We start from the raw sequence: 19,429 nt of genomic DNA, 5'->3' as shown, positions 1-19,429 counted from the left end.
CTGGCGGAAGGCCTTCACCTGCTCCTCCGCCACCCCGCGCGACACCAGGTAGGCGCGCGCCGCCTCCCGTACCGGCTGCCCAGCCGGGCCAGCAGTAGGCCGCGGCGTCGTTGACCGCCTACAGCTCGGTGCGCTCTGCCGCCGCCGCTGCGCCTCCCGGCGATCTCGTGGGCGTCCGACTCCGGGATCTCGATGCCCACACCTCGGCGGCCAGCTCGCGCACCACCTCGGGAACTCCGCGCCTGCAGCTTCTGCAGGAAGGTGAACGTGCCGTACTCCCCGCACCCGTAGCACTTGTAGTGCTTGTCCTCGACGTAGACGTGGAAGCTCGGGTGCGCTCCCCGTGGAACGGGCAGCAGCCCTTCCAGGTCGGCCGGCCGCTTCAGCTCGACGTGCCGGCCGATCACCGCCACCACGTCGACCGGGCTGATCTCCTCCTTGATCTGCGTCGGGGATCAGGGACCTCAGGGCAGCGGGCCTGGTGACGCGGGCCGCTTTCCGGCAGGCGCGGCGCCATCGACCTCACGCAGAGAAGGCGCGCCTTCACCAACTCCGAGACCAGCTTGCCGTCCGCCTTGCCCTGCACCTCCGGCAGCAGGGCCTTCATGACCGCCCTCATGCCCGGGACCCGTGGCGCCCGTGCTGGCCACCGCCGCGTCCACCTTGGCCCGGACCTCGGCCTCGGTGGGCTGGGCGGCAGCCAGCCCTGGAGGATGGCGATCTCCGCCTCCTCCTTCTCCACCAGGACCGCCGCCGGTTGCCGGCCCGGTACTGCTCGACCGAGTCCTTGAACCGCTTGATCTCCGAGAGATCACCTGCAGCACGCCGCCGTCGTCCAGCGGCTTCATGATCTCGATCTCGCGGTACTTGACGGCGCTCTTGAGCGTCCGGACCACGGAGAAGCTTCACCGTGTCCTTGTCGCGCATGGCCGTCTTGAGGTCGGCGTCGAGCTGGTCCTCTTGAGTGCCATGAGGGTCCTGAGGGCGGAGCGCGACCTAGTGCGTCTTGCGGTTCTTCTTGAGCGCGCGCTTCTTGGCGGCCAGGGCCTTCTTCTTCCGCTTCACACGCTGGGCTTCTCGTAGTGCTCGCGCTTGCGGATCTCCCGGAGAGGATGCCGCCTTCTCGCACTGCTTCTTGAAGCGCCATGGCGTTCTCGAAGGACTCGCCTTCCCGCCAAGCGCCTCCGGTCATTCTGTCCTCTGGCCTCTCAGGCCTGGTTAAGCTCGCCGCTGCGGAAAGCCTGGGTCGTCGGGTCGCCACGAAAAGCAAAGCCGGACGCCTTGGGCACCCGGCTTCTCCGCCCTATGGAACGGGCCTCTTAGGAATTTTTCGTTACCTTGTCAAGGGGTTCCGCCGGGTGGGCGGGGGCGTGGCGCTTCTCCAGCACCTTATCGTAGACCTCGGTCGGCGTGACCCCCGCGGAGGCCAGCCTGCCAACAGGTGGTAGACGAGATCCGGCCGCCTCCAGCACCAGGTCAGTCGGGTGCCAGGCCGGCCAGCAGCCCCTGCGTTGTCTCCGGCACCTCCCGGTGGGCCTCCTCGATCACCTTGCGGCGGCCTTACGGCCGGCCGTTAACGGCGGGTGTAGCTCGCCGCCGCCGGGTCGGCCCGGCGGGCCTCGATGGTGCTCCAGAGCTGGGCGAGGAAGCGCTCGTCGGCCATCTGGATCTCCTGGGAGGAGAAGCTTAACTGCCGCGCCCCGGGTGAGCGGCAGTTGGGGCCGTCTGGCCAGGGTGGAGCACGGCGTCTCCATCGCAGTCCACCGCCACCCGGGAGACCTTCACCTGGCAGGTGGCCGGAGGTGTCGCCTTGCGCCAGAGCGCCTGGCGGCTGCGCGACCGCAGTGGTGCCGCGCCCGGTGGCCAGGGTCTCCTGCAGGGCCGCCCGGTTGGCCCAGGCCGGCTGAGCATCGTGCCGTCCGCCTCTGGGCGATCACCGGCACCAGGCCGCGGTCGTCGAACTTCACCAGGTCCAGCACCGAGGTGGCGCGCACCCGGTCGTCCGGAGGTCGTCGCCGGCGGCCTGGGTCCTGTCGTTCGCGCTGTGGCCTCACCTCGATGCCGCGGGCCCGGAGGAAGGCCTTGGCCTCGCCCACGGGTGCTTGCCGTCGTGGAAGATGGAGGCCGCCAGGGCCGCGTCGGCGAAGCGGAGCCCTCGGCCAGGTGCTCCGCGACCCGACCCCGCCGGGGCGATATCCGGGTGTTGACCGACCCGCAGACCCGCTCCACCAGCTCGAGGTCGTAGCCGGCCTGGGTCCCGTCGCGGTCCATCGAGGCAAGGCTCGCGTCCCCGCGCGCCGCCACCTCGCGGCACCAGCCCAGCCCCTCCAGGCCGGTGGCCCGGGAGCCGCCGGCCACGTGGACCTCCCTGACTCTGCGGCCGCCCCTCCGCCCTGGGGCGCCGCTTCACGATCACCGCCACCACCAGCGCCTGGGCCCCATGATGGCCGAGTCTCCAGTCCACCAGCCCGGGGTCCTTCACCGCCGAGGAGTTGACGCTCACCTTGTCGGCCTTCGGCGTGCAGCAGGGCCCGGGGGGTCCTGCTCGCTGCGGACGCCCCCGCCCACCGCGAGGCGGGGCGAAGACCTGCCGCGGTGCGGGTCACCAGGGTCGAGCAGGGGTGCCGCGGTTCTCCAGGGTGGCGGCGATGTCGAGGGTAGGTGACCTCGTCGCCCCCCTACGCGTCAGTAGCGGCCGCCGCTCCACCGGGTCGCCGGCGTCGCGCAGGTTCTGGAAGTTGACGCCCTGACGACGCGGCCGTTCTTCACGTCGAGGCAGGGGATGATGCGCTTGGCCGGGCATGGGGGGGGCTCCGTTGGCGGCGGCCGCGTCAGGCGGGGCGGGGGGCCGGCGGCGGCGCCGCGCGGTGTCAGAAGCGCCACCGCGGCGGCCAGGTGAAGCGCCCTCCTGGAGAGCGCCTTGCCCACGATGAGACCGGCCACCCCGGCGGCCAGGCAGGCCGTCACGTCGTCCAGGCTGGCCACGCCGCCCGAGGCCACCACCGGCAGCCGGCCTCGGCCTGCAGCGCGGCCGCGCCGGCGGCGTCCACCCCGTGAACATGCCGTCGCGGGCCACGTCGGTGTACTCCACCAGCGCACCCCGACCTCCTTGACCCGGCGCGCCACCTCGGCCGCCTTGAGCCCGGGGCCCTCCAGCCAGCCGGCCACCTTCACCTCGCCGTTGCGGGCGTCGATGCCGCAGACCACCTGGCCGGGGAAGCGCTGGCAGGCCTGGCGCACCAGGTCGAGCCGCTCCACCGCGGCGGTGCCGAGGACGGCGTAGCGCACCCCCAGGGCCAGCACGCGCTCCACGTCGGCCAGCGACCGCAGCCCGCCGTCAGCTCGATCTCAGCCCCTGCACCGCGCAGATGTCCCGCACCGTGTCCAGGTTGATCGGCCGGCCGGCTCCTGGCGCCGTCCAGGTCCACCACGTGCAGCCGGGTGGCGCGGCGAAGCCAGGAACTCGGCGGCCTGCTCGGCCGGGGTGGCGCGAGTAGACCTTCCTGGTGGCGAAGTCGCCCTTCTCCAGGCGCACCACCTCGCCGCCCATCAGATCGATCGCCGGGATGAAGCACCTAGACCTCCACGAAGCGGCGCAGGAAGGCCAGCCCGACCTGCTGGCTCTTCTCCGGGTGGAACTGCCGCCGCGAACAGGTTGCCGCGCGCCAGGCCGGCGCAGTACGGCACGCCGTGCTCAGCAGCAACCTCACGCCGGGGGCCTCGGCCGGCGCGGCGTAGCTGTGGGCGAAGTAGACGTACGCCGTCGAGCGGGGGCGAAGGCGCGGGTGGAGCGGGCCGGCGGCGCGCACCGGCGACCAGCCGATGTGCGGCAGCTTCACCGCCAGGCAGCCGGCGGATGGTGCCAGGGGATGAGCCCCAACCCGCGGGCGCCGCCGGCCTCCTCGCCGGCCTCGAAGAGGATCTGCAGCCCCACGCAGATGCCCAGGACCGGCGCGCCGCGGTCGATGGCCTCCCGCAGCGCCGCCTCCACGCCGCTCCTGCGCATGGCGTCGGCGCAGGCCGGCATGGCCCCCTGGCCCGGCACCACCACCGGTCGGCGCGCCGCACCACCGCCGGAGTCGTGCGTCACCACCACCTCGGCGCCCACCTCGCGCAGGGCGTTCTCCACCGAGCGCAGGTTGCCGGCGCCGTAGTCCACCAGCGCCACGGTGCCGGGCGGCCCCTGGGGGCTCGGGTCACAACACCTTGGTGGGACGGCAGCGCTCCGCCGCACCAGCGCAGCCCGCAGGGCGGGCCACCGCCGGAAAGCCTCCACCACGGTGCAGGTTGCCGCCCGTAAGCGCCGTTGACGTGCACGCAGATGCGGGCGTGGTTCACCAGCGCCTGGAAGAAGTCCTGCGTCAGGTCCACGTCGTGGCGCCGATGAACTTCTTGCCGCTTTACCAGCGGGGCGTTGAAGGTGAGGTGCGGCCGGCCGGAGAGGTCCACCACCGTCTCCACCAGCGCCTCGTCGAGCGGCACCACGGCGTGGTCCAGCGGAGCCAGGCCGACCTTGTCGCCCAGGGCCACCTGCAGCGCCTCGCCGAAGGCGATGCCCACGTCTTCCACGGTGTGGTGGGCGTCCACCTCCAGGTCGCCCCCCGCCCTCGGCCAGCCCCATGCCGCCGTGCCGGGCGATCTGCGAGAGCATGTGGTCGAAGAAGGGCAGCCCGGTCTGGCTGGCGGCCCCCCCGCCCCCCAGGTCAGGGCCAGCGTGATGTCGGTCTCCTTGGTCCGGCGGGAGATCCGGCCCCGGCCGGGCTTCTGGGTGGGCTTGCCTGCCTTCTTCGCCGTCTGCCGTGCCGTCTTCATCGCGCTCCCGTCCTACCCGTTCGTCCCGAGCGGAGGGCCGCAGGCCCGGAGTCGAGGGGCGACCTCGACCCGACCCCGACCTCGACCCCGACCTCGACCCCGACCCCGACCTCGACCCCGACCTCGACCCCGACCCCGACCCCGACCTCGACCTCGACCCCGACCTCGACCCCGACCCCGGCCCCGCCTGTTCGACCCTGAGCCGCACCGCCCGCCAGTGCCCCTCCAGCCCCTCGGCGCCGGCCAGCGCCTGCACGCCAGCGCCGCCCGCGCTCAACGCCCGCGGGTGAGCTCGAGCACGCTCATGCGGCGGCGGAAGGTGGCACCGAGAGCGGCGAGGCGAAGCGGGCGGTGCCGGCCGTGGGCAGGACGTGGCTGGGGCCGGCCAGGTAAATCGCCCACCGCCCTCCGGCGTCCGGGGAGGCCGCCCGAAAGATGGCGCCGGCGCGGGAAGAGCGCGGCACCAGCCGGCGCGGCGAGTCGACGTGCAGCGCCAGGTGCTCCGGGGCCCACTGGTCGGCCAGCCGCACCGCCTCGGCCATGCCGTGCGTCACCACCAGCGCCCCGCGCTCCTCGATGGAGCGGGCCGCGATCTCGCGGCGCGGCAGCGTCTCGAGCTGGCGGGCCACCTCGGCCTCCACCTTCCTGGCCAGCCGGGCCGAGCAGGTCACCAGCACCGCCACCGCCCGCACGTCGTGCTCGGCCTGGGCCAGGAGGTCGCTGGCCACCAGGGCGGCGTCGGCGCGGGCGTCAGCCAAAACCAGGATCTCGCTGGGGCCGGCGATCATGTCGATGTCCACCTGCCCGAAGACCAGCCGCTTGGCCGCCGCCGCGTAGGCGTTGCCCAGCCCGCAGATCTTGTCCACCGCCGGTACCGTCGGCGTACCGTAGGCCAGCGCCGCCACCGCCTGCGCCCGCCCACCTTCACCAGCGACGACACCCTGGAGACGTGGCAGGCAACCAGCGTCCGGGCGTCCACCTCGCCCGAGCCCTTCAGCGCCGGGGTGGTGACCACCGCCTCCTTCACCCCGCCCACCTTGGCCGGGATGGCGGTCATCAGCACCGACGACGGGTAGCGGGCCGTGCCGCCCGGCACGTAGAGGCCGACCCGGGCCAGCGGCCGGACCACCTGCGCCAGGCGGGCGCCCAGCGAATCGGTGAAGGCGGGCACCTCGGCGTCGCGCTCGCGCGCGTGGAAGGCGCGCACCCGGTCGGCGGCCAGCGTGAGCGCCCGGCGGCCGGCGGCCGGCAGCGCCCTCCGGGCGGCCGCGGAATCCCTCGGCCCGAGCAGCAGGGCGGCGGCCGAGGTGGGCTGCCTCCAGCCGTCCCAGCGGACGGTGTACTCCAGCAGGGCGGCGTCGCCGCGGGCGCGGACGTCGGCCACCACCCAGGCGGCGGCCTGGCGGACCGGCGCCTCGTCCTCGTCAGGCCGCGCGCAGAGGGCGGCCCAGGCCGCAGGGAAGTCGGGGGCGGTGGTGGTGAGGTCTTCACGGGAGCCTCGCGGAGAGCTCGGTTTCATACTCCAGCCGGGGCAGGTGCGCCAACGTCGCGGCGGCCCGGCCCGCCTCACCGCGCCGCCGGCGCCTCAGCCCCCGGCGCTCCGGCTCGAGCACCCCGGCGTCCGCCTCCCGCCCGACCCGGCGCCGGGCGGCCTCCGCCTCCTCGGCGCGCCCGGCCGCCGTCAGCGCCTGCACCAGCATCCGCCCGGCCGCGGCGTGGCCCGGCCGCACCGCCAGGAGCACCCGGCACTCCGCCGCCGCCTCGTCCGCCCGGCCCAGCCGCAGGAGCGCCTCGGCCAGGCGCAAGCGGGCCTCGGCGAGCCTGGGCAGGCGCTGCAGCGCCGCCCGGTAGGAGGCCACCGCCCGCCCGTCGTCGCGGCCGCCCCGCGCCAGGAAGGCGTCGTGGTCGTCGAGCAGGACCCCGCGGGCCAGGTGGAGCCAGGGGTCGTCCGGCCGCACCGCCAGCGCCGCGCGGTAGCTGGCCTCGGTCACCTCGAAGGGCTCGGCGGCGCCGAGATCGCGCACCCGGGTCACCTCGGCCAGGTGCTCGGCGTGGTCGAGCTGGCCGGTGAAGGGGGCGCGGGAGAGCCGGTCGACGCCTCCTCGCCGCCCGGGACCGGTCGAACCCGGTGAGCGCCAGGCAGGCCGAGGACCGTGCCCTCGTCGAGCGAGACGGGGGCGCGCCGGTGAGCCAGCTGCCACCGCCAGGCGCCGCCGGCACCGCCGCCGGGGCGGCTGGCAGGAGCGCCTTCGCCGGGGGCCAGGCGCCGTCGGGGCGAGGTGCGCGTGCTCCCCGAGCACCTCGCCGCCAGCCAGCCCGGCCGGGCCGCCGGCCCCACCGCCGCCGCGCCAATTCACCGAGGTCACGCCCGGCCCGGCCTCGGCAGCCACCTCGCTCGGGATGGTCTCCTCCCGGCCGTCGGCCCGGAAGCGCAGCGTGTCGAGGTCCCGGGCCCGCTCCAGCCGGGTGCGGGCCTCGGCCCGTCGCCCGCGCCAGCGCCAGCCGGCCCAGCCGGTACTGCAGCGCCGCGTGGCCGGGTCGAGCGCCTCGGCCTCGAGCCAGCGCGGCCGGGCCTGCTCGGCGCGCCCCGCCGCCGCCGCCGCGTCGCCCAGCGCCACCGCGGCGTCGAAGGCCGCAAGCTCGGCGGGCGTGAGGCCGGCCCGGTGGGCCGAGCCGAAGGGGGCGCAGCCCACCAGCCGCGCCGGCAGGGTGGTGACCACCACCCGCGCGCCCGCCCCGCGCGCCGTGGCCAGCACGTCGGCCAGGTTCTGGCGGAAGGCCCGGTAGACACCCTCCAGCGCCGGCGAGTCGGCCGGCACCTGCCGCTCCAGGAAGAGCTCCATCCCCCTCCAGGCCGCCGGCTGGTCCTGGCCTGCTCGGCGCAGGGCCCGGGCCGCCACCTGCCCGAGCCGGGTGGCGCCGAGGGCCACCGAGGCGCGGATGGCGGCCAGCCCCGGCTGGCCCGAGGTCAGCGCCGTGCCGGGGCCGAACGGGCCCACCACCTCGTTGTTGCCGGCGTAGACCACCACCAGGTCGGGAGAGAGGGCCACCGCGTCCTCGGCGATGACCCGGAGGACGTGCGAGTTGATGGCCACCACCCCGGCGTTCACCACCTCCACCTGCAGCCCGGGCCGCTCGGCCGAGAGCAGCACCTCCCGGTGCCGGCCGAACCCGTAGGGCGGCGCCGGATCGCCCTGCGCCGCCGACTCGCCCAGCACCACCACGCGGAAGGTGCGCGGCCCCTTCTCCAGCGTCACGGCGAACGGGGTGGCGCTGCGGGCCAGCCCGGCCGGGAAGAAGCGGCGGGCGAAGTCGGGGTTGTCGCAGGCGGCGGCGCGCCCCTCCACCAGGCAGGGCACGGTGAAGCCGGCCGGGAAGCCCACCCCGAACAGGCGCAGCCCCCCCTCCAGCAGGCCGAAGAGCAGCGCCGGGACCAGCAGGCTGGTGAGGAGCCGGAAGGCCAGAGCCGCGCGCCCGAGGGGCCCCCGCGGCCTCGCCCTGCGAGGCGAAGCGCGCGCTCCAGTCCCGGCCTCAAGGAACGGCGCGTAGATGAAGGGGGCCAGCGCGCTCCCCTGCGTCAGCACGATGAGCGCGCCGAGCAGCAGGAAGAGGACGATGGGCGCCACCACTTCTTCTGCTGGCGCAGGAACCCAGGAGTAGTCGGCCACGATGCGCAGCTTGGACGCCCACTCTAGTACATCTTGGTGTGAGTCGTCGCGCCGATCCGGCGCGCCGGAGGATCCAGTGGTGGGGGCGCTGCGGTCCGAGCGGAGCTCCAGCGCCTGGCCGGACAGCCGCGCCACCGGCCGAGCGGCGTCACCACCAGCAGGAAGAGCGCCGTCAGCACCGGGCGCGACACCACGCCAGCCGAGCGCCAGCGCCAGCGCCATCCAGCCCGGTGCAGCAGCCGCAGCCGGGCCGGGGCCAGAGCCCCGCGGCCATGAGCAGCAGGCCGGCGCCGGCGAAGACCAGGCCGCCAGGCGCCGCCGCGCCAGGCAAGCCAGCCCGCCAGGAGCAGGGCGCGCCGCCCACCGTGAGGGCGAAGGCGCGCAGCGCCCGCGGCGAGGGGTCGAGCCGGGCCAGGCCGGCAGCCACGTCGGCCGGCGGGCTCAGCGGGCGCACCCAGGTCCGGAGGGATCAGTCGAGCGCACGGGTGGCCCTCCCGGCCGCGTCGTCGGTGAAGCGGCGGCTGCCCCTCACGCGCCAGCGGTAGTCGCCCAGCACCAGGGCGTCCATCCCGGTGCGCATGAAGCAGCGCCAGGCGTCGAGCGGCGACTCCACCGGGGGCTCGCCGCGCACGTTGAAGGAGGTGTTCACCAGCGCCGGGCAGCCGGTGCGCTCGCCGAAAGCAGGTCAGGAGCGTGGAAGCGCGGGTGGTCGCGGCGGTCCACCGTCTGGACCCGCGCCGAGCGGTCGAGGTGGGTCACCGCCGGGATCTCCGAGCGGACCACGTCGAGCCGGTCGAGGCCGAGGCGGCCCGCCTCCTCGGCGGTCATGGCGCGCTGGCGGGAGGGCGCTTCACCTGGGCGGTCAGCAGCATGTAGGGGCTCCGCCTGGAGCTCGAACCACTCGGCGGCCCGCTCCGCGGCACCGCCGGGGCGAAGGGCGGAAGCTCTCGCGGAACTTGATGGCCAGGTTCATCTGGCGCTGCATCTGGGGCGAGCGGGCGTCCCCCAGGATGGGCGGTTCCCCAGCGCCCGCGGGCCGAACTCCATGCGCCCCTGGAACCAGCCCACCACCCGGCCGGCCTCGAGCAGCGCCGAGACCTCGTCGAGCAGGGCGGCCTCGTCGAGCCGGCGGTGGGGCAGGCCGCGCGCCGAGAGGAAGGCCGCCACCTCGGCCTCGTCGTGGGCCGGCCCCAGCAGCGCGCCCCGAGGGAAGCGTCGCGCCCGCCCTAGCGCCGCCTCCTGGCGAAGTGGTGGTGCCAGGCCAGCAGCGCCGCGCCCATGGCCCCGCCGGCGTCGCCCGCGGCCGGCTGGATCCAGAGCCGGTCGAAGACCCCGGCCCGCAGGATCTTGCCGTTGGCCACGCAGTTGAGCGCCACGCCGCCGGCCAGGCAGAGGTCTCGCTCGCCGGTCTCGGCGCGCAGGTGGCGGGGGCGCAGCACCACCTCCTCGGTGACCTCCTGGATGGAGCGGGCCAGGTCCATCTCGCGCTGGGTGAGCGGCGACTCCGGCGCCCGCGGCGGCCCGCCGAAGAGGGCGTCGAAGCGCCGGCTGGTCATGCGCAGGCCGGCCACGAAGTCGAAGTAGGACAGGTCGAGCCTGAGCGAGCCGTCCGGCTTCAGGTCGACGAGCTCGTCGAGGATGGCGCGCACGTAGCGCGGCTGGCCGTAGGGGGCCAGGCCCATGAGCTTGTACTCGCCGGAGTTGACCCGGAACCCGGCCTGGTAGGTGAAGGCCGAGTAGAGCAGGCCGAGCGAGTGCGGGAAGCGCTGCTCGGCCGCCAGGGTGAGCCGGTTGCCCCGCCCCGTCCCGTAGCTGGCGGTGGCCCACTCGCCCACGCCGTCCAGGGTGAGGAAGGCGGCCGCCTCGAAGGGCGAGGGGAAGAGGCCGAGGCGGCGTGGGACTGGTGGTGCTCGGGGAAGAGCACCGGCCCCTCATACCCCATCTCGCACTTCACCCGGTCCGGGATCCAGAGCTTCTGGTCGAGCCACACCGGGATGAGCGCCCGGAAGGCCGGCTGGCCCCGCGGCGCCATCGCCAGTTGGGCCTCCAGGATCCGGTCGAGCTCGGTGGCGGGCTTGACGTAGAAGTCCACGGCGGCGGGGATCCCTGGCGGCGATGCCGCCCCTGGCGCAAAGCAGGCCTCGGCGGCGCGGCGGGAAGCCGGGTCGTGCTTCACGCAGGCTGAAGCCCTCCTCCTGGGCCGCGGCCCACGGCGGCCGTCGCTCACCAGGCAGGCCGCCGAGTCGTGAGTAGTAGGCCGAGATCCGAGGACGTGCACGCGCGCCTTGGTCTCTCTCAGTTGCAGGCGGTGAGCCGGGCCGCCGCCCACCATCCGGTCCGTGGTGCCCACGGAAGCCCACGTCGAGGTCTCGAGGGTGAGGGTGCCCGCGGCGTCCACGCTCCAGGTCACGCTGCCCGAGGCCGCGTCCACCCGGGCGTCGAGCGCGCCGCCGGTGCGCCGCTCCAGCCGCCCCAGCGCCTCGCCCTCCGCGGGGAAGGCCTTGGTCGGCACCACCGTGGCGCTGGTGGCGCCGCTGGCGGGCGGCTCGATGGCGAGCGAGAAGAAGGTGGTGGTGGCCTGGCGCCGCGAAGATGTCGGTGCAGGTGGCCGGGCTGCTGGTGAGCCAGAAGGTGAGCAGGCCAGCCTCCTTGACCACGCCAGTGGACCCCACCCGGAAGGTGAGGGCCCCCCACCGTGAAGGTGGGGCCGGCCAGGGCCGGGTCCTTGGGCCCCGGGCCGCAGGCGGCGAGGAGCAGAAGGGGAAGAGCCGCCCGCCTCACCGAAGCACCGTGAACCAGACCCGGACCTTGTGGCGGGTGGGTCGCCCGCGAGCGGCCCCAGGTCGTCGAAGCTCGCGACCGTGCCCTGGAAGGTGTAGGGCGTGGCGCTCGCCGCCAGCTCGGCCACCCGGGCGGCCGGGAAGGCGAAGTGGGCGGCGCCGGCGTGCCGGCCAGGTAGTGGCCCAGCAGGAACATCACCAGGGCGTGCTCGGTGGAGTGGAAGCCGTTCTTCCAGTCGTTGCACTTGGCGGTGTTGGTGGTGCCCCAGGTGCCGGCCCAGCGCCCGAAGGCGTCCACCGCGGGGACCACCTCGCGGGCCGGCCGGGTCCGGTCCACGTAGTCGGCGCGGAAGTTGGTGGAGGTCTGGTCCACCACCGGGATCCAGCCGGGGTCGTGCAGCGCCAGCGTGGCGGCCAGCTGGTCGGCCTCGGCGTAGGCCCACCAGTCGGAGCCGGTGCTGGTGACGCCCTCCACCCCGGTGGGCGCCTTGGTCCAGCGCCCGTTGGCGGCGTCGAGCGCCCGCCGCAGCGCCACCGGCGCGTGCTGGGCCAGGAACCCCGCCTGCGGCCGGTCCGCCAGCCGCTTGTCGATCTGCAGCACCGCCCAGTAGGCCTTGAGGAGGTGCCCGAAGTCGGTGTGCTTGCTGCCGTAGGCGCCGATGGAGCCGGTGGCGCCCCAGAAGATGCCGTCGCGGAAGAAGGACCGGACCAGCAGGGCCTGCAGCGCCCGCAGGTCGGCGCGCGCCTGCTCGCGCCGCGCCGGGTCGGTCAGCGCCGGCTGCACCAGCAGCCCGAAGGCCGTCACCGGGTCGAGCTGCGCCACCAGCTGCCAGCTCGCCAGGCTGCCGCCGTCCATGGCCCGCTCCTCGGCGAGATCGGCGGTGCGGCCGTCGCGGATGCGGCCGTTCTCGGCGTCCCAGTAGGTGGCCGGGTCGAAGAGCAGGTCGCGGGTGGACAGCACCGCCGCCTCGGCGGCCGGGTCGCGGGTGACGAAGAAGTAGGCCGCCGGCCCCATCACCGCGTAGGACATGTCCTGCGCGTACTTCGGCCCGTCGCCGGCCGGCGCGCCGGCCGCGTCGAGGTCGGCGTGCCAGCCGCGGCGGGTGGTGTCGAGCGCGTGCTCGAGCAGCCAGGTGCTGCCGGCGCGGGAGAGGTCGAGCAGCGCCTCGTCGCCGGTGAGCAGGTAGCCCACCGCGTAGGCGTAGGTCTGCCGCCCCAGCATGCGCGGCTTGCGGCTGGTGGCTCCCCGCACGCTCCCGTCCATGCCGCGATAGGTCGGGAAGTTGCCGACCGGCGTGCCCTGGGCCTCTGGCATGCGCCAGTAGGGCAAGAGGTCGTCCTCGAGGTGCGTGACCCAGGTGGCCGCCTCCAGCCCGGCCGGCACGACGGCGGCCGGCGGCGGGGCGTACAGGTAGGGGTCGGCCGCCGGGCTCCCCGAGGTGCAGGCGACCAGCGCGAGGAGCGAGAGGAGCGGGGCGGCGAGGAGGCGGGGCATGGGTGGACCATAGCGCCGAAGGCGCCGCTGCACCCCGCACCGCCGGGGGCGTGGCGTCCCGGCCTCGCCTACTGGACGCCCGTCAGCACCACCACCACCGCGTCGGCGTCGGTGCGACGCCCGAAGGCGTAGCTCCCGGGCTTGGAGGTGAGCGGCTCGTGCGCGCCGGCGCCGATGGCGGGGTGGCGCTTGCGGAAGGTGGCCACCTTCTTCCAGTGGTCGAGGACGGCGGCCTCCGTCGTGGCCCAGTTCATGTCGGAGCGGGTGCCCTGCGTCGGCTCCGCCTGCACCGACGCGGCGCGCCGGCCGGACTCGTCCCCGTAGAAGATCTGGACCCCGCCCGGCGTGAGCAGGAGGGCGGTCCCGGCGCGCCGCTGCCGGCCCACGTCGCGGCCCAGGGCCTCGAAGACCAGCTTGGTGTCGTGGGAGGAGGCGTAGGTCAGCGCGTCGAACGCCGCATCCCCGGCCAGCCGCCCGGCGTAGGTGCGGTAGATCGCGTCGAGGTCGACCGAGGCCTCCACCAGGCTGGCGCGGTTGGAGAGCATGGTGATCAGCCGGTCCTGGAAGGCGGTGTTGATGAGCGAGTCGAACCCCCCCTCGGTGTAGTAGGCGTCCTTGCTCACGTCGTGCGGGAAGACCTCGCCGGTCATCCAGAAGGCCAGGTCCGCGTCGGTGAGCCGCTTGTCCGGGTTCGCCACCTTCCAGTCCTGCAGCGCCGCCGAGGCGCCGACCTTGAGCGCCTTCCAGGCGGCCTTCTCCACGTGCTTGGCGGTGTCGCAGCGGAAGCCGTCCACCCCGAAGCGCCGCACCCAGTCGCCGTGCCACTTCACCAGGTACTGCTGCAGGGTGAAGCCGGTGGCGTCCTGGTTGAAGAGCTCCGCCGTGAAGCCGGTGTCCGCCTTCTGGGCGAAGAAGGCGGGGCGCCCGGCCGCCTGGGTGCCCTCGGTGACGAAGTCCGGCAGGAAGGCGAGCTGGCTGGTGAGGTCGCTGCAGGCCGGGCCGGTCCCCTTGCCGCACTCCTGGAACCCGGGGAAGCCTGCCCGGATCCAGCTGGGGCTCCACCAGCCGGTCCAGCCCGTCGAGCCGTAGTTCACCAGGTCGTTCCAGGCGTCGTAGCCGCGGGGCGGCGCGGGGGTGAAGGCCCGGAAGGCGTCGCCGCTCGGGTCGCGCAGGACGGCCGGGAGGTAGGCGGCCAGGTCGTCGCCGGTGGCGTAGCCCGGGTGGTTCATGACCACGTCGAAGAGCACCCGCAGGCCCCGCTGGTGGGCGCCGTCGACCAGCGCCTCCAGCTCCGCCTCGGTGCCCAGGTTCCGGTCGATCCGCGTGAAGTCGAGCGCCCAGTAGCCGTGGTAGCCGTAGCTCTTGAACACCCCGCCGCCGCCCGAGACCCAGCCGTGGACCTGCTCCACCGGCGGCGTGATCCAGATGGCGGTGGCGCCGAGGTCGCGGATGTAGTCCAGCTTCGAGGCGAGCCCGGCGAAGTCGCCGCCGTGCCAGGTCGCCACCTCGCCGGCCTGGTCCGGTCGGCGCACGCCATAGGGATCGTCGTTGGCGGTGTCGCCGTTCAGGAAGCGATCGGTCACCACGAAGTAGACGACGGCGTTCTTCCAGGTGAAGGGCTGCGGCCCGGCGTCGGCGCGTTCGAGCAGCAGCACCCCGTCGGCGGTGGGCTCGACGCTCACCGCGCCGGCGGCGTCCACCGTCGCCGTCTGGCCACCGTAGCCGTCGCGGACCAGGGTGCCGGCGGGGAAGTAGCTGCCGACCTGGACGGTCAGCCGCTGCCCTGGGTGCCAGCGCCCATCGTCGGCGGCGCCCCCGCCGCAGGCGCCGCCGAGGACCGCCAGGGCGACGAACAGGAGCGAGAGGATCGGGCGGTGACGGCGGGTGCTGTTCGGCATCTCGAGGCCTCCGGGTGCGAGGAGCCTAGTCCGGCGCAGGGTCCGGCGCGAGGGCAGACACGCCGCGCGCGGCGGCCCTATGATCCAGCCACGCCCCCCGCAGGGGGCGTGGCCGTCGAGACCTGAGGAGGCCCCATGCGCTCGCATCGCCCGATGTCGGCACCCGCCACGCTGGCGCTCCTGGCCCTGCTGGCCGTGACCTGCACCCGCTCCGGCGGCGGCGGCGCGCTCCACGTTCCCTCCCCCGCCTGGCCGGAGCAGATCGTCTACTTCGTCATGACCGACCGGTTCGCCAACGGCGATCGAGGCAACGACGACCAGGGCGCCGGCGAGTTCGACCCCACCAGCGGCGATCACTACTCCGGCGGCGACCTGCAGGGGATCATCGACCGGCTCGACTACATCCAGGGGCTGGGCGCCACGGCCGTCTGGATCACGCCCCCGGTGGCCAACATGTGGTGGGACCCGCTGCAGAACTCGGGCGGCTACCACGGCTACTGGGCGCGCGACCTCGGCACGGTGGACGAGCACCTCGGCACCCTGGACACCTACCGGGCCCTCTCCCGCGCCCTGCACGCCCGGGGCATGTACCTGATCCAGGACGTGGTGCCCAACCACATGGGCAACTTCTTCCAGTACACCAGCTACGACCCGGCCGACCCGGGCGCGGGCGTGCTCCTCAACGGCGCGGCCAGGCCCACCTCCAGGCCGACCCAGCCCCCCTTCGACCAGTGCGACCCGACCGATCCGGCGCAGCGCGCGGCCGGCATCTACCACTGGACCCCGGCCATCGCCGACTTCTCGGATCCGGTGCAGGAGAAGGACTGGCAGATCTCGGACCTCGACGACCTCGACACCGAGAACCCGGCGGTGCGCAGGGCGCTGCGCGACGCCTACGGCGCCTGGATCCGCGAGGTGGGGGTGGACGCCTTCCGGGTGGACACGGCCAAGTTCGCGCCGCACGCGTTCTGGGCCGACTTCTTCCACGCCACCGACGCCGCCTCGCCGGGCATCCTGGGCACGGCCCGGGCCACCGGCCGCGACGACTTCCTGGCCTTCGGCGAGGTCTTCGAGTCTCCCACCGAGCTCGACGACGCCGCCGAGCGGAAGGTGGCCAGCTACCTGGGGACCCCGGCCGCGCCCGAGCTCCCCTCGGTGCTGCAGTTCCCGCTCTACGAGGAGGTGAAGCGGGTCTTCGCCAGCGGCCGGCCGACCTCGCTGATGACCTACCGGCTGGGGCGCTTCATGGACCCGGCGCTCTTCCCCGACCCCACCCGCATCCCGACGTTCGTGGACAACCACGACGTGCAGCGCTTCCTGGCGCTGGGCACGCCCGCCGGGCTGGCGCAGGCGCTGGCCTTCCTCTACACGCTGCCCGGCATCCCGGTGGTCTACATGGGCACCGAGCAGGGCTTCACCGAGACGCGGGCCGCCATGTTCCAGGGCGGCTTCGGCGCCAGCGCCGACCGGTTCGACGCCACCTCCACCGGCTACCAGCGGCTGGCCCGCCTGGCCGCCCTCCGGCGGGCCCACCCGGTCTTCACCCGCGGCGGGCTGGAGGTGCTCTACGACAGCGCCGCCGGCGCCGGGCCGTTCGCCTACCGCCGCACCCTGGGCGGCGAGACCGCGCTGGTGCTGATGAACACCGCCGACGAGCGGGTGGTGATCTCCAACCTGGCCACCGGCCTGCCGGCCGGCACGGCGCTGCAGGTCCTGTACGCCGAGCCGCCGGTGGCCGCGCCGGAGGTGGGGGCCGCCGGGGCGCTGCGCGCCGTCCTGCCGGCGCGCGCCACGCTGGTGCTGCGGGCCACCAGCCAGGTGACGACCCCGACCGCGCCCGCGGCCACCATCGTGGTGGACACGCCCGTGGCCGGCCAGACCTTCACGCAGGACGTGACCATCACCGGCTCGGTCACCCCGGCCACCACCCGCCTGACGATGGTGCTGGACGGCTACCTCGACCGCGGCACCGGGGTGCTGGTGAAGGCGGACGGCACCTGGAGCAAGGTGCTGCCGGTCTCGGTCTTCCCCACCGGCCGCGGCGACCACTCCCTGATCATCGCCGCGCCCGACGTCGACGTGGCCACGGCCTCCATGCCGTTCGTGAGCGACGTGGTCTTCGCCGGTGACACCTACGTCGCCGCCGATCCCGTCGGCGACGACCGTGGGCCGGCGGGCGCCTACACCTACCCCGAGGACGCCACCTTCCGCCGCCAGATGGACCTGGCGGGCGTGACGCTGGAGGTGGGCGTCACCACCCTGAGCGTCAAGGTGACCATGGCGGACTGGAGCACGGTCTGGAACCCGACCTACGGCTTCGACCACGTGGCCTTCAACCTCTTCTTCTCGCTGCCCGGACAGGTGGGCGCCACGGTGCTGCCCAGGCTGAACGCCACGGCGCCGGCCGGCTTCGCCTGGAGCCTCGCCCAGGCCACCTACGGCTGGGGCAACGCCATGTACCGGGTGAACCCCGCCACGCCGGACGACTACGGGGCCAGCGCGCCGGCGCCCACCATCCAGGTGAACCCGGGGAGCAGGACGGTGAGCTTCACCTACGACCGGACCAAGTACGGCCTGGCCTCCTGGTCCGGCGTGCAGGTCTACGTGACCACCTGGGACTTCGACGGGATCAACGCCATCTTCCGCCCGCTGGTCACCGGCGCCGAGGCGCACCCGTGGGCCATGGGCGGCGGCGCCACCGCCTGCCAGCTGCCGGGCGGCTGCACCGATCCGAAGATCATGGACGACCTGCCGCCCATCCCCATCCCGTGAGCGGCCGGTCCCCGGGGCGTGCCGCCTCGCCCCGGGATGGCCCGGCGCCGGGGGGGTCAGCGCCGGCCCCCCCTCAGCACGGCCGTCGCTGGCGCCGGCGCCTGGGCGCCAGCCTGCGGCAGCTGGAAGACCGCGGTGGTCCGCGGCGGGATGGTGAGGACCTCGCCGAGGACGGTGGCGCCTCGCACCACCGCGTCGGGCGAGGCGGCCTGCACCGGGTGGAGCACGGCGCCGGTGGCGCCTGGCACGGTCACGTCGTGGCCGACCAGGTCGGCGTTGACCGCCACCACCAGGCCGTCGAGGGCCGGATCGAGATCGGCGCCGGCGCAGCTGCCGTCGCTGACCGTCATCACGATCACCCCGGGGAGCTGCGCCGGGCCGACGTTGAGGAAGTCGACCCGCTTCATCACGTCGGCCCTGGCGCCGAGCCGGAAGAGGATCGAGCTCCTGCGGATCCGGAGCAGCTCCTGGAAGTGGAGCCGGGCGGCGGCGATGTCCTGCGCGGTCGGGGTGGCGGTGGCGTCGGCGAAGATGGGCTGGATGACCGGCCAGTTCCCGCTGTCCTTGCCCTGGTTGGGCTTGCCGCTGCGCCAGGCGCTGGTCTGGCCGGTCCAGTCGAGCCGGTTGAACCAGTCCCCCGAGTCGTAGCTGTCCCGATCCATCGACTTGGAGCGCAGCAGGTCGTCGCCCATGTGGAAGAAGGGGATGCCCTGCCCGAGGGCCACGACGTCCAGGGCCAGCAGGTAGGAGCGCACCCGCGCCACCGAGGCGCGCCCGGTGGGCTGCTTGTACTGCTGGATGTCCCACAGGGTCTGGTTGTCGTGGGCCGAGCTGTAGTTGATGGCCTCCTGCGGGTCGAGCGTGTAGCCGGCCCGGGCGCCGTTGTAGCCGATCTGGTTGGCCTGGACGGCGCTGCCGTTCTGGTTGATGAGGCGGAAGTCCTTCAGGCTGCCGGCCATGCCGACCTTGATGAGATCGGCCGCCTGCAGCAGCTTGGTCCGCTCCGCCGCCGCGCCGCTGTTGAGCTCGTTGGGATCGAGGAACAGCCCGGTGCTGAAGCCCTGGTTCCTGCGGAGGTCGCTGGCGGCGTCGAAGGGTCCGCCGCCGCGGGCCGCGTCGCGGAGGCGATCGTTGAAGGTGCCCACGCCGGTGCCGGCCATGTTGGCCTGGATGGCGTTGGGGCCGCGGGTGCCGTCCACCAGCTCCCCCATGTTCCACCCCTCGCCGTAGAGGTAGATGGCGGCGCCGTCCACGCCGTCCGCGGCGAGGGTCAGCGCCGCCAGCGCGTCGCGCGCCCGCAGGACGTCGGCCTTGAGGTGCAGGCCCATGAGGTCGAAGCGGAAGCCGTCGACCTTGTAGTCGCGCGCCCAGCGGACCAGCGTCTCGGTCATGAGCCGGCCCATCATGTGGTGCTCGGTGGCGGTGTTGGCGCAGCAGCTCGTGGTGAGGACGAAGCCGCTCTTCTCGTCGAGCCGGTGGTAGTAGCCCGGCACCGCCTTGTCGAGCTTGGCCCGGTCGCCCGTGCCGGAGGCGTTGGTGTGGTTGTAGACCACGTCCATCACGGTGCGCAGGCCCAGGTCCGAGAGCCCCATCACCATCCGGCGGAACTCCACGATGCGCGCGGTGCCCTCGGCCGTGGAGGCGTAGCTGCCCTCCGGCGCGCCGTAGTGCAGCGGGTCGTAGCCCCAGTTGAACCCGTCGCGGCCGGCCATGTACCCGGCGATGGCCTGCGGCTCCTCGGCGAAGCCGGAGTAGGTGGCCATGGCCTCGGCGATGGTCCGGCCGGCGTGCTGTCCGCACAGCGCCACCGGCACCGCGTCGTTCATGGCGCACAGGTCGGCGAAGGGCTGGCCGAGGTCGACCCGGTTGGCGGGGTCCTCGTCCACCGTGGCGATGTCGAAGGCCGGCAGCAGGTGGAGGTGGGTCAGCCCGACGTCGGCCAGCGCCTTCAGGTGGGCCAGGCCGTCGGAGCGGGTGGCCGCGGCCTCGGTGACGAAGCCCAGG

12 protein-coding genes and 7 pseudogenes are annotated in these 19,429 nt (G+C 74.3%); 1 reads left to right on the top strand and 18 read right to left on the bottom strand.

From position 1 onward, the window contains the following. Positions 1 to 14 precede the first annotated feature (14 nt). The 17 genes and pseudogenes from IPO09_15400 to IPO09_15320 form a co-directional block, all read right to left on the bottom strand. Positions 15 to 416 carry a hypothetical protein gene (locus IPO09_15400; protein ID MBK9518700.1) on the bottom strand — a complete coding sequence of 134 codons (402 nt, stop codon included), beginning with the start codon at positions 414 to 416 and terminating at the stop codon, positions 15 to 17. Then, positions 404 to 927 (bottom strand): annotated as a pseudogene (locus IPO09_15395) (GatB/YqeY domain-containing protein). Before IPO09_15395 ends, IPO09_15400 begins: the two are co-directional and overlap by 13 nt. A 69-nt stretch (positions 928 to 996) precedes the next feature. Beyond that, positions 997 to 1,192 (bottom strand): annotated as a pseudogene (locus IPO09_15390) (30S ribosomal protein S21). 589 nt (positions 1,193 to 1,781) lie between these two features. Next, positions 1,782 to 2,835: pseudogene (locus IPO09_15385) on the bottom strand (imidazole glycerol phosphate synthase subunit HisF). 78 nt (positions 2,836 to 2,913) lie between these two features. Then, positions 2,914 to 3,550 (bottom strand): annotated as a pseudogene (locus IPO09_15380) (1-(5-phosphoribosyl)-5-((5-phosphoribosylamino)methylideneamino)imidazole-4-carboxamide isomerase). Positions 3,551 to 3,575: 25 nt separating this feature from the next. After that, positions 3,576 to 3,839, bottom strand: a complete 264-nt coding sequence (locus IPO09_15375) for a hypothetical protein (GenBank protein ID MBK9518699.1) — start codon at positions 3,837 to 3,839, stop codon at positions 3,576 to 3,578. Then, a complete protein-coding gene (locus IPO09_15370) occupies positions 3,836 to 4,129 on the bottom strand; it encodes a gamma-glutamyl-gamma-aminobutyrate hydrolase family protein (GenBank protein ID MBK9518698.1) in 294 nt (97 codons plus the stop codon). Before IPO09_15370 ends, IPO09_15375 begins: the two co-directional genes overlap by 4 nt. Continuing rightward, positions 4,087 to 4,812: pseudogene (locus IPO09_15365) on the bottom strand (imidazoleglycerol-phosphate dehydratase). Before IPO09_15365 ends, IPO09_15370 begins: the two are co-directional and overlap by 43 nt. A gap of 88 nt (positions 4,813 to 4,900) precedes the next feature. Beyond that, positions 4,901 to 6,331: pseudogene (gene hisD, locus IPO09_15360) on the bottom strand (histidinol dehydrogenase). Beyond that, entirely contained in the window at positions 6,300 to 8,615 is a 2,316-nt protein-coding gene (locus tag IPO09_15355; GenBank protein ID MBK9518697.1) for a hypothetical protein, read from the bottom strand. The pseudogene hisD and the gene IPO09_15355 overlap by 32 nt, the downstream one beginning before the upstream one ends. A 37-nt stretch (positions 8,616 to 8,652) precedes the next feature. After that, positions 8,653 to 8,934 carry a hypothetical protein gene (locus IPO09_15350; protein MBK9518696.1) on the bottom strand — a complete coding sequence of 94 codons (282 nt, stop codon included), beginning with the start codon at positions 8,932 to 8,934 and terminating at the stop codon, positions 8,653 to 8,655. Between the two features lie 15 nt (positions 8,935 to 8,949). Further along, on the bottom strand, positions 8,950 to 9,129 hold the full coding sequence (locus tag IPO09_15345) for a hypothetical protein (protein MBK9518695.1): 180 nt from the start codon (positions 9,127 to 9,129) through the stop codon (positions 8,950 to 8,952). After that, positions 9,126 to 9,398, bottom strand: a pseudogene (locus tag IPO09_15340) (hypothetical protein). The gene IPO09_15345 and the pseudogene IPO09_15340 overlap by 4 nt, the downstream one beginning before the upstream one ends. Positions 9,399 to 9,449: 51 nt before the next feature. Next, positions 9,450 to 9,647, bottom strand: coding sequence for a hypothetical protein (locus IPO09_15335; GenBank protein ID MBK9518694.1), 198 nt, complete (start codon positions 9,645 to 9,647; stop codon positions 9,450 to 9,452). Positions 9,648 to 9,706: 59 nt separating this feature from the next. Further along, positions 9,707 to 10,324, bottom strand: coding sequence for a hypothetical protein (locus IPO09_15330; protein ID MBK9518693.1), 618 nt, complete (start codon positions 10,322 to 10,324; stop codon positions 9,707 to 9,709). 562 nt (positions 10,325 to 10,886) lie between these two features. Then, positions 10,887 to 12,755 carry an AGE family epimerase/isomerase gene (locus IPO09_15325; GenBank protein ID MBK9518692.1) on the bottom strand — a complete coding sequence of 623 codons (1,869 nt, stop codon included), beginning with the start codon at positions 12,753 to 12,755 and terminating at the stop codon, positions 10,887 to 10,889. A gap of 68 nt (positions 12,756 to 12,823) precedes the next feature. Further along, on the bottom strand, positions 12,824 to 14,653 hold the full coding sequence (locus IPO09_15320; GenBank protein ID MBK9518691.1) for an alpha-amylase: 1,830 nt from the start codon (positions 14,651 to 14,653) through the stop codon (positions 12,824 to 12,826). A gap of 153 nt (positions 14,654 to 14,806) precedes the next feature. On the opposite strand from IPO09_15320, the gene IPO09_15315 reads away from it, so the two are divergent. Then, positions 14,807 to 17,425, top strand: a complete 2,619-nt coding sequence (locus tag IPO09_15315) for a DUF3459 domain-containing protein (protein MBK9518690.1) — start codon at positions 14,807 to 14,809, stop codon at positions 17,423 to 17,425. A gap of 56 nt (positions 17,426 to 17,481) precedes the next feature. On the opposite strand, the gene pulA is transcribed toward IPO09_15315, so the two are convergent. Then, positions 17,482 to 19,429: pullulanase-type alpha-1,6-glucosidase (gene pulA / locus IPO09_15310; GenBank protein MBK9518689.1), on the bottom strand; the 1,948-nt coding region annotated here is incomplete at its 5' end.

Source organism: Anaeromyxobacter sp. (genome assembly GCA_016718565.1).
GTDB lineage: Bacteria > Myxococcota > Myxococcia > Myxococcales > Anaeromyxobacteraceae > JADKCZ01.
The sequence above is the reverse complement of the archived record's forward strand: the minus strand, read 5'-3'. Positions and strand labels throughout refer to the sequence as shown.

Excerpts from the sequence above, each read along its gene's own strand:
- IPO09_15315 (MBK9518690.1), top strand. The coding sequence starts at position 14,807 with ATGTCGGCACCCGCCACGCTGGCGCTCCTGGCCCTGCTGGCCGTGACC.
- IPO09_15325 (MBK9518692.1), bottom strand. The coding sequence starts at position 12,755 with ATGCCCCGCCTCCTCGCCGCCCCGCTCCTCTCGCTCCTCGCGCTGGTC.
- IPO09_15320 (MBK9518691.1), bottom strand. The coding sequence starts at position 14,653 with ATGCCGAACAGCACCCGCCGTCACCGCCCGATCCTCTCGCTCCTGTTC.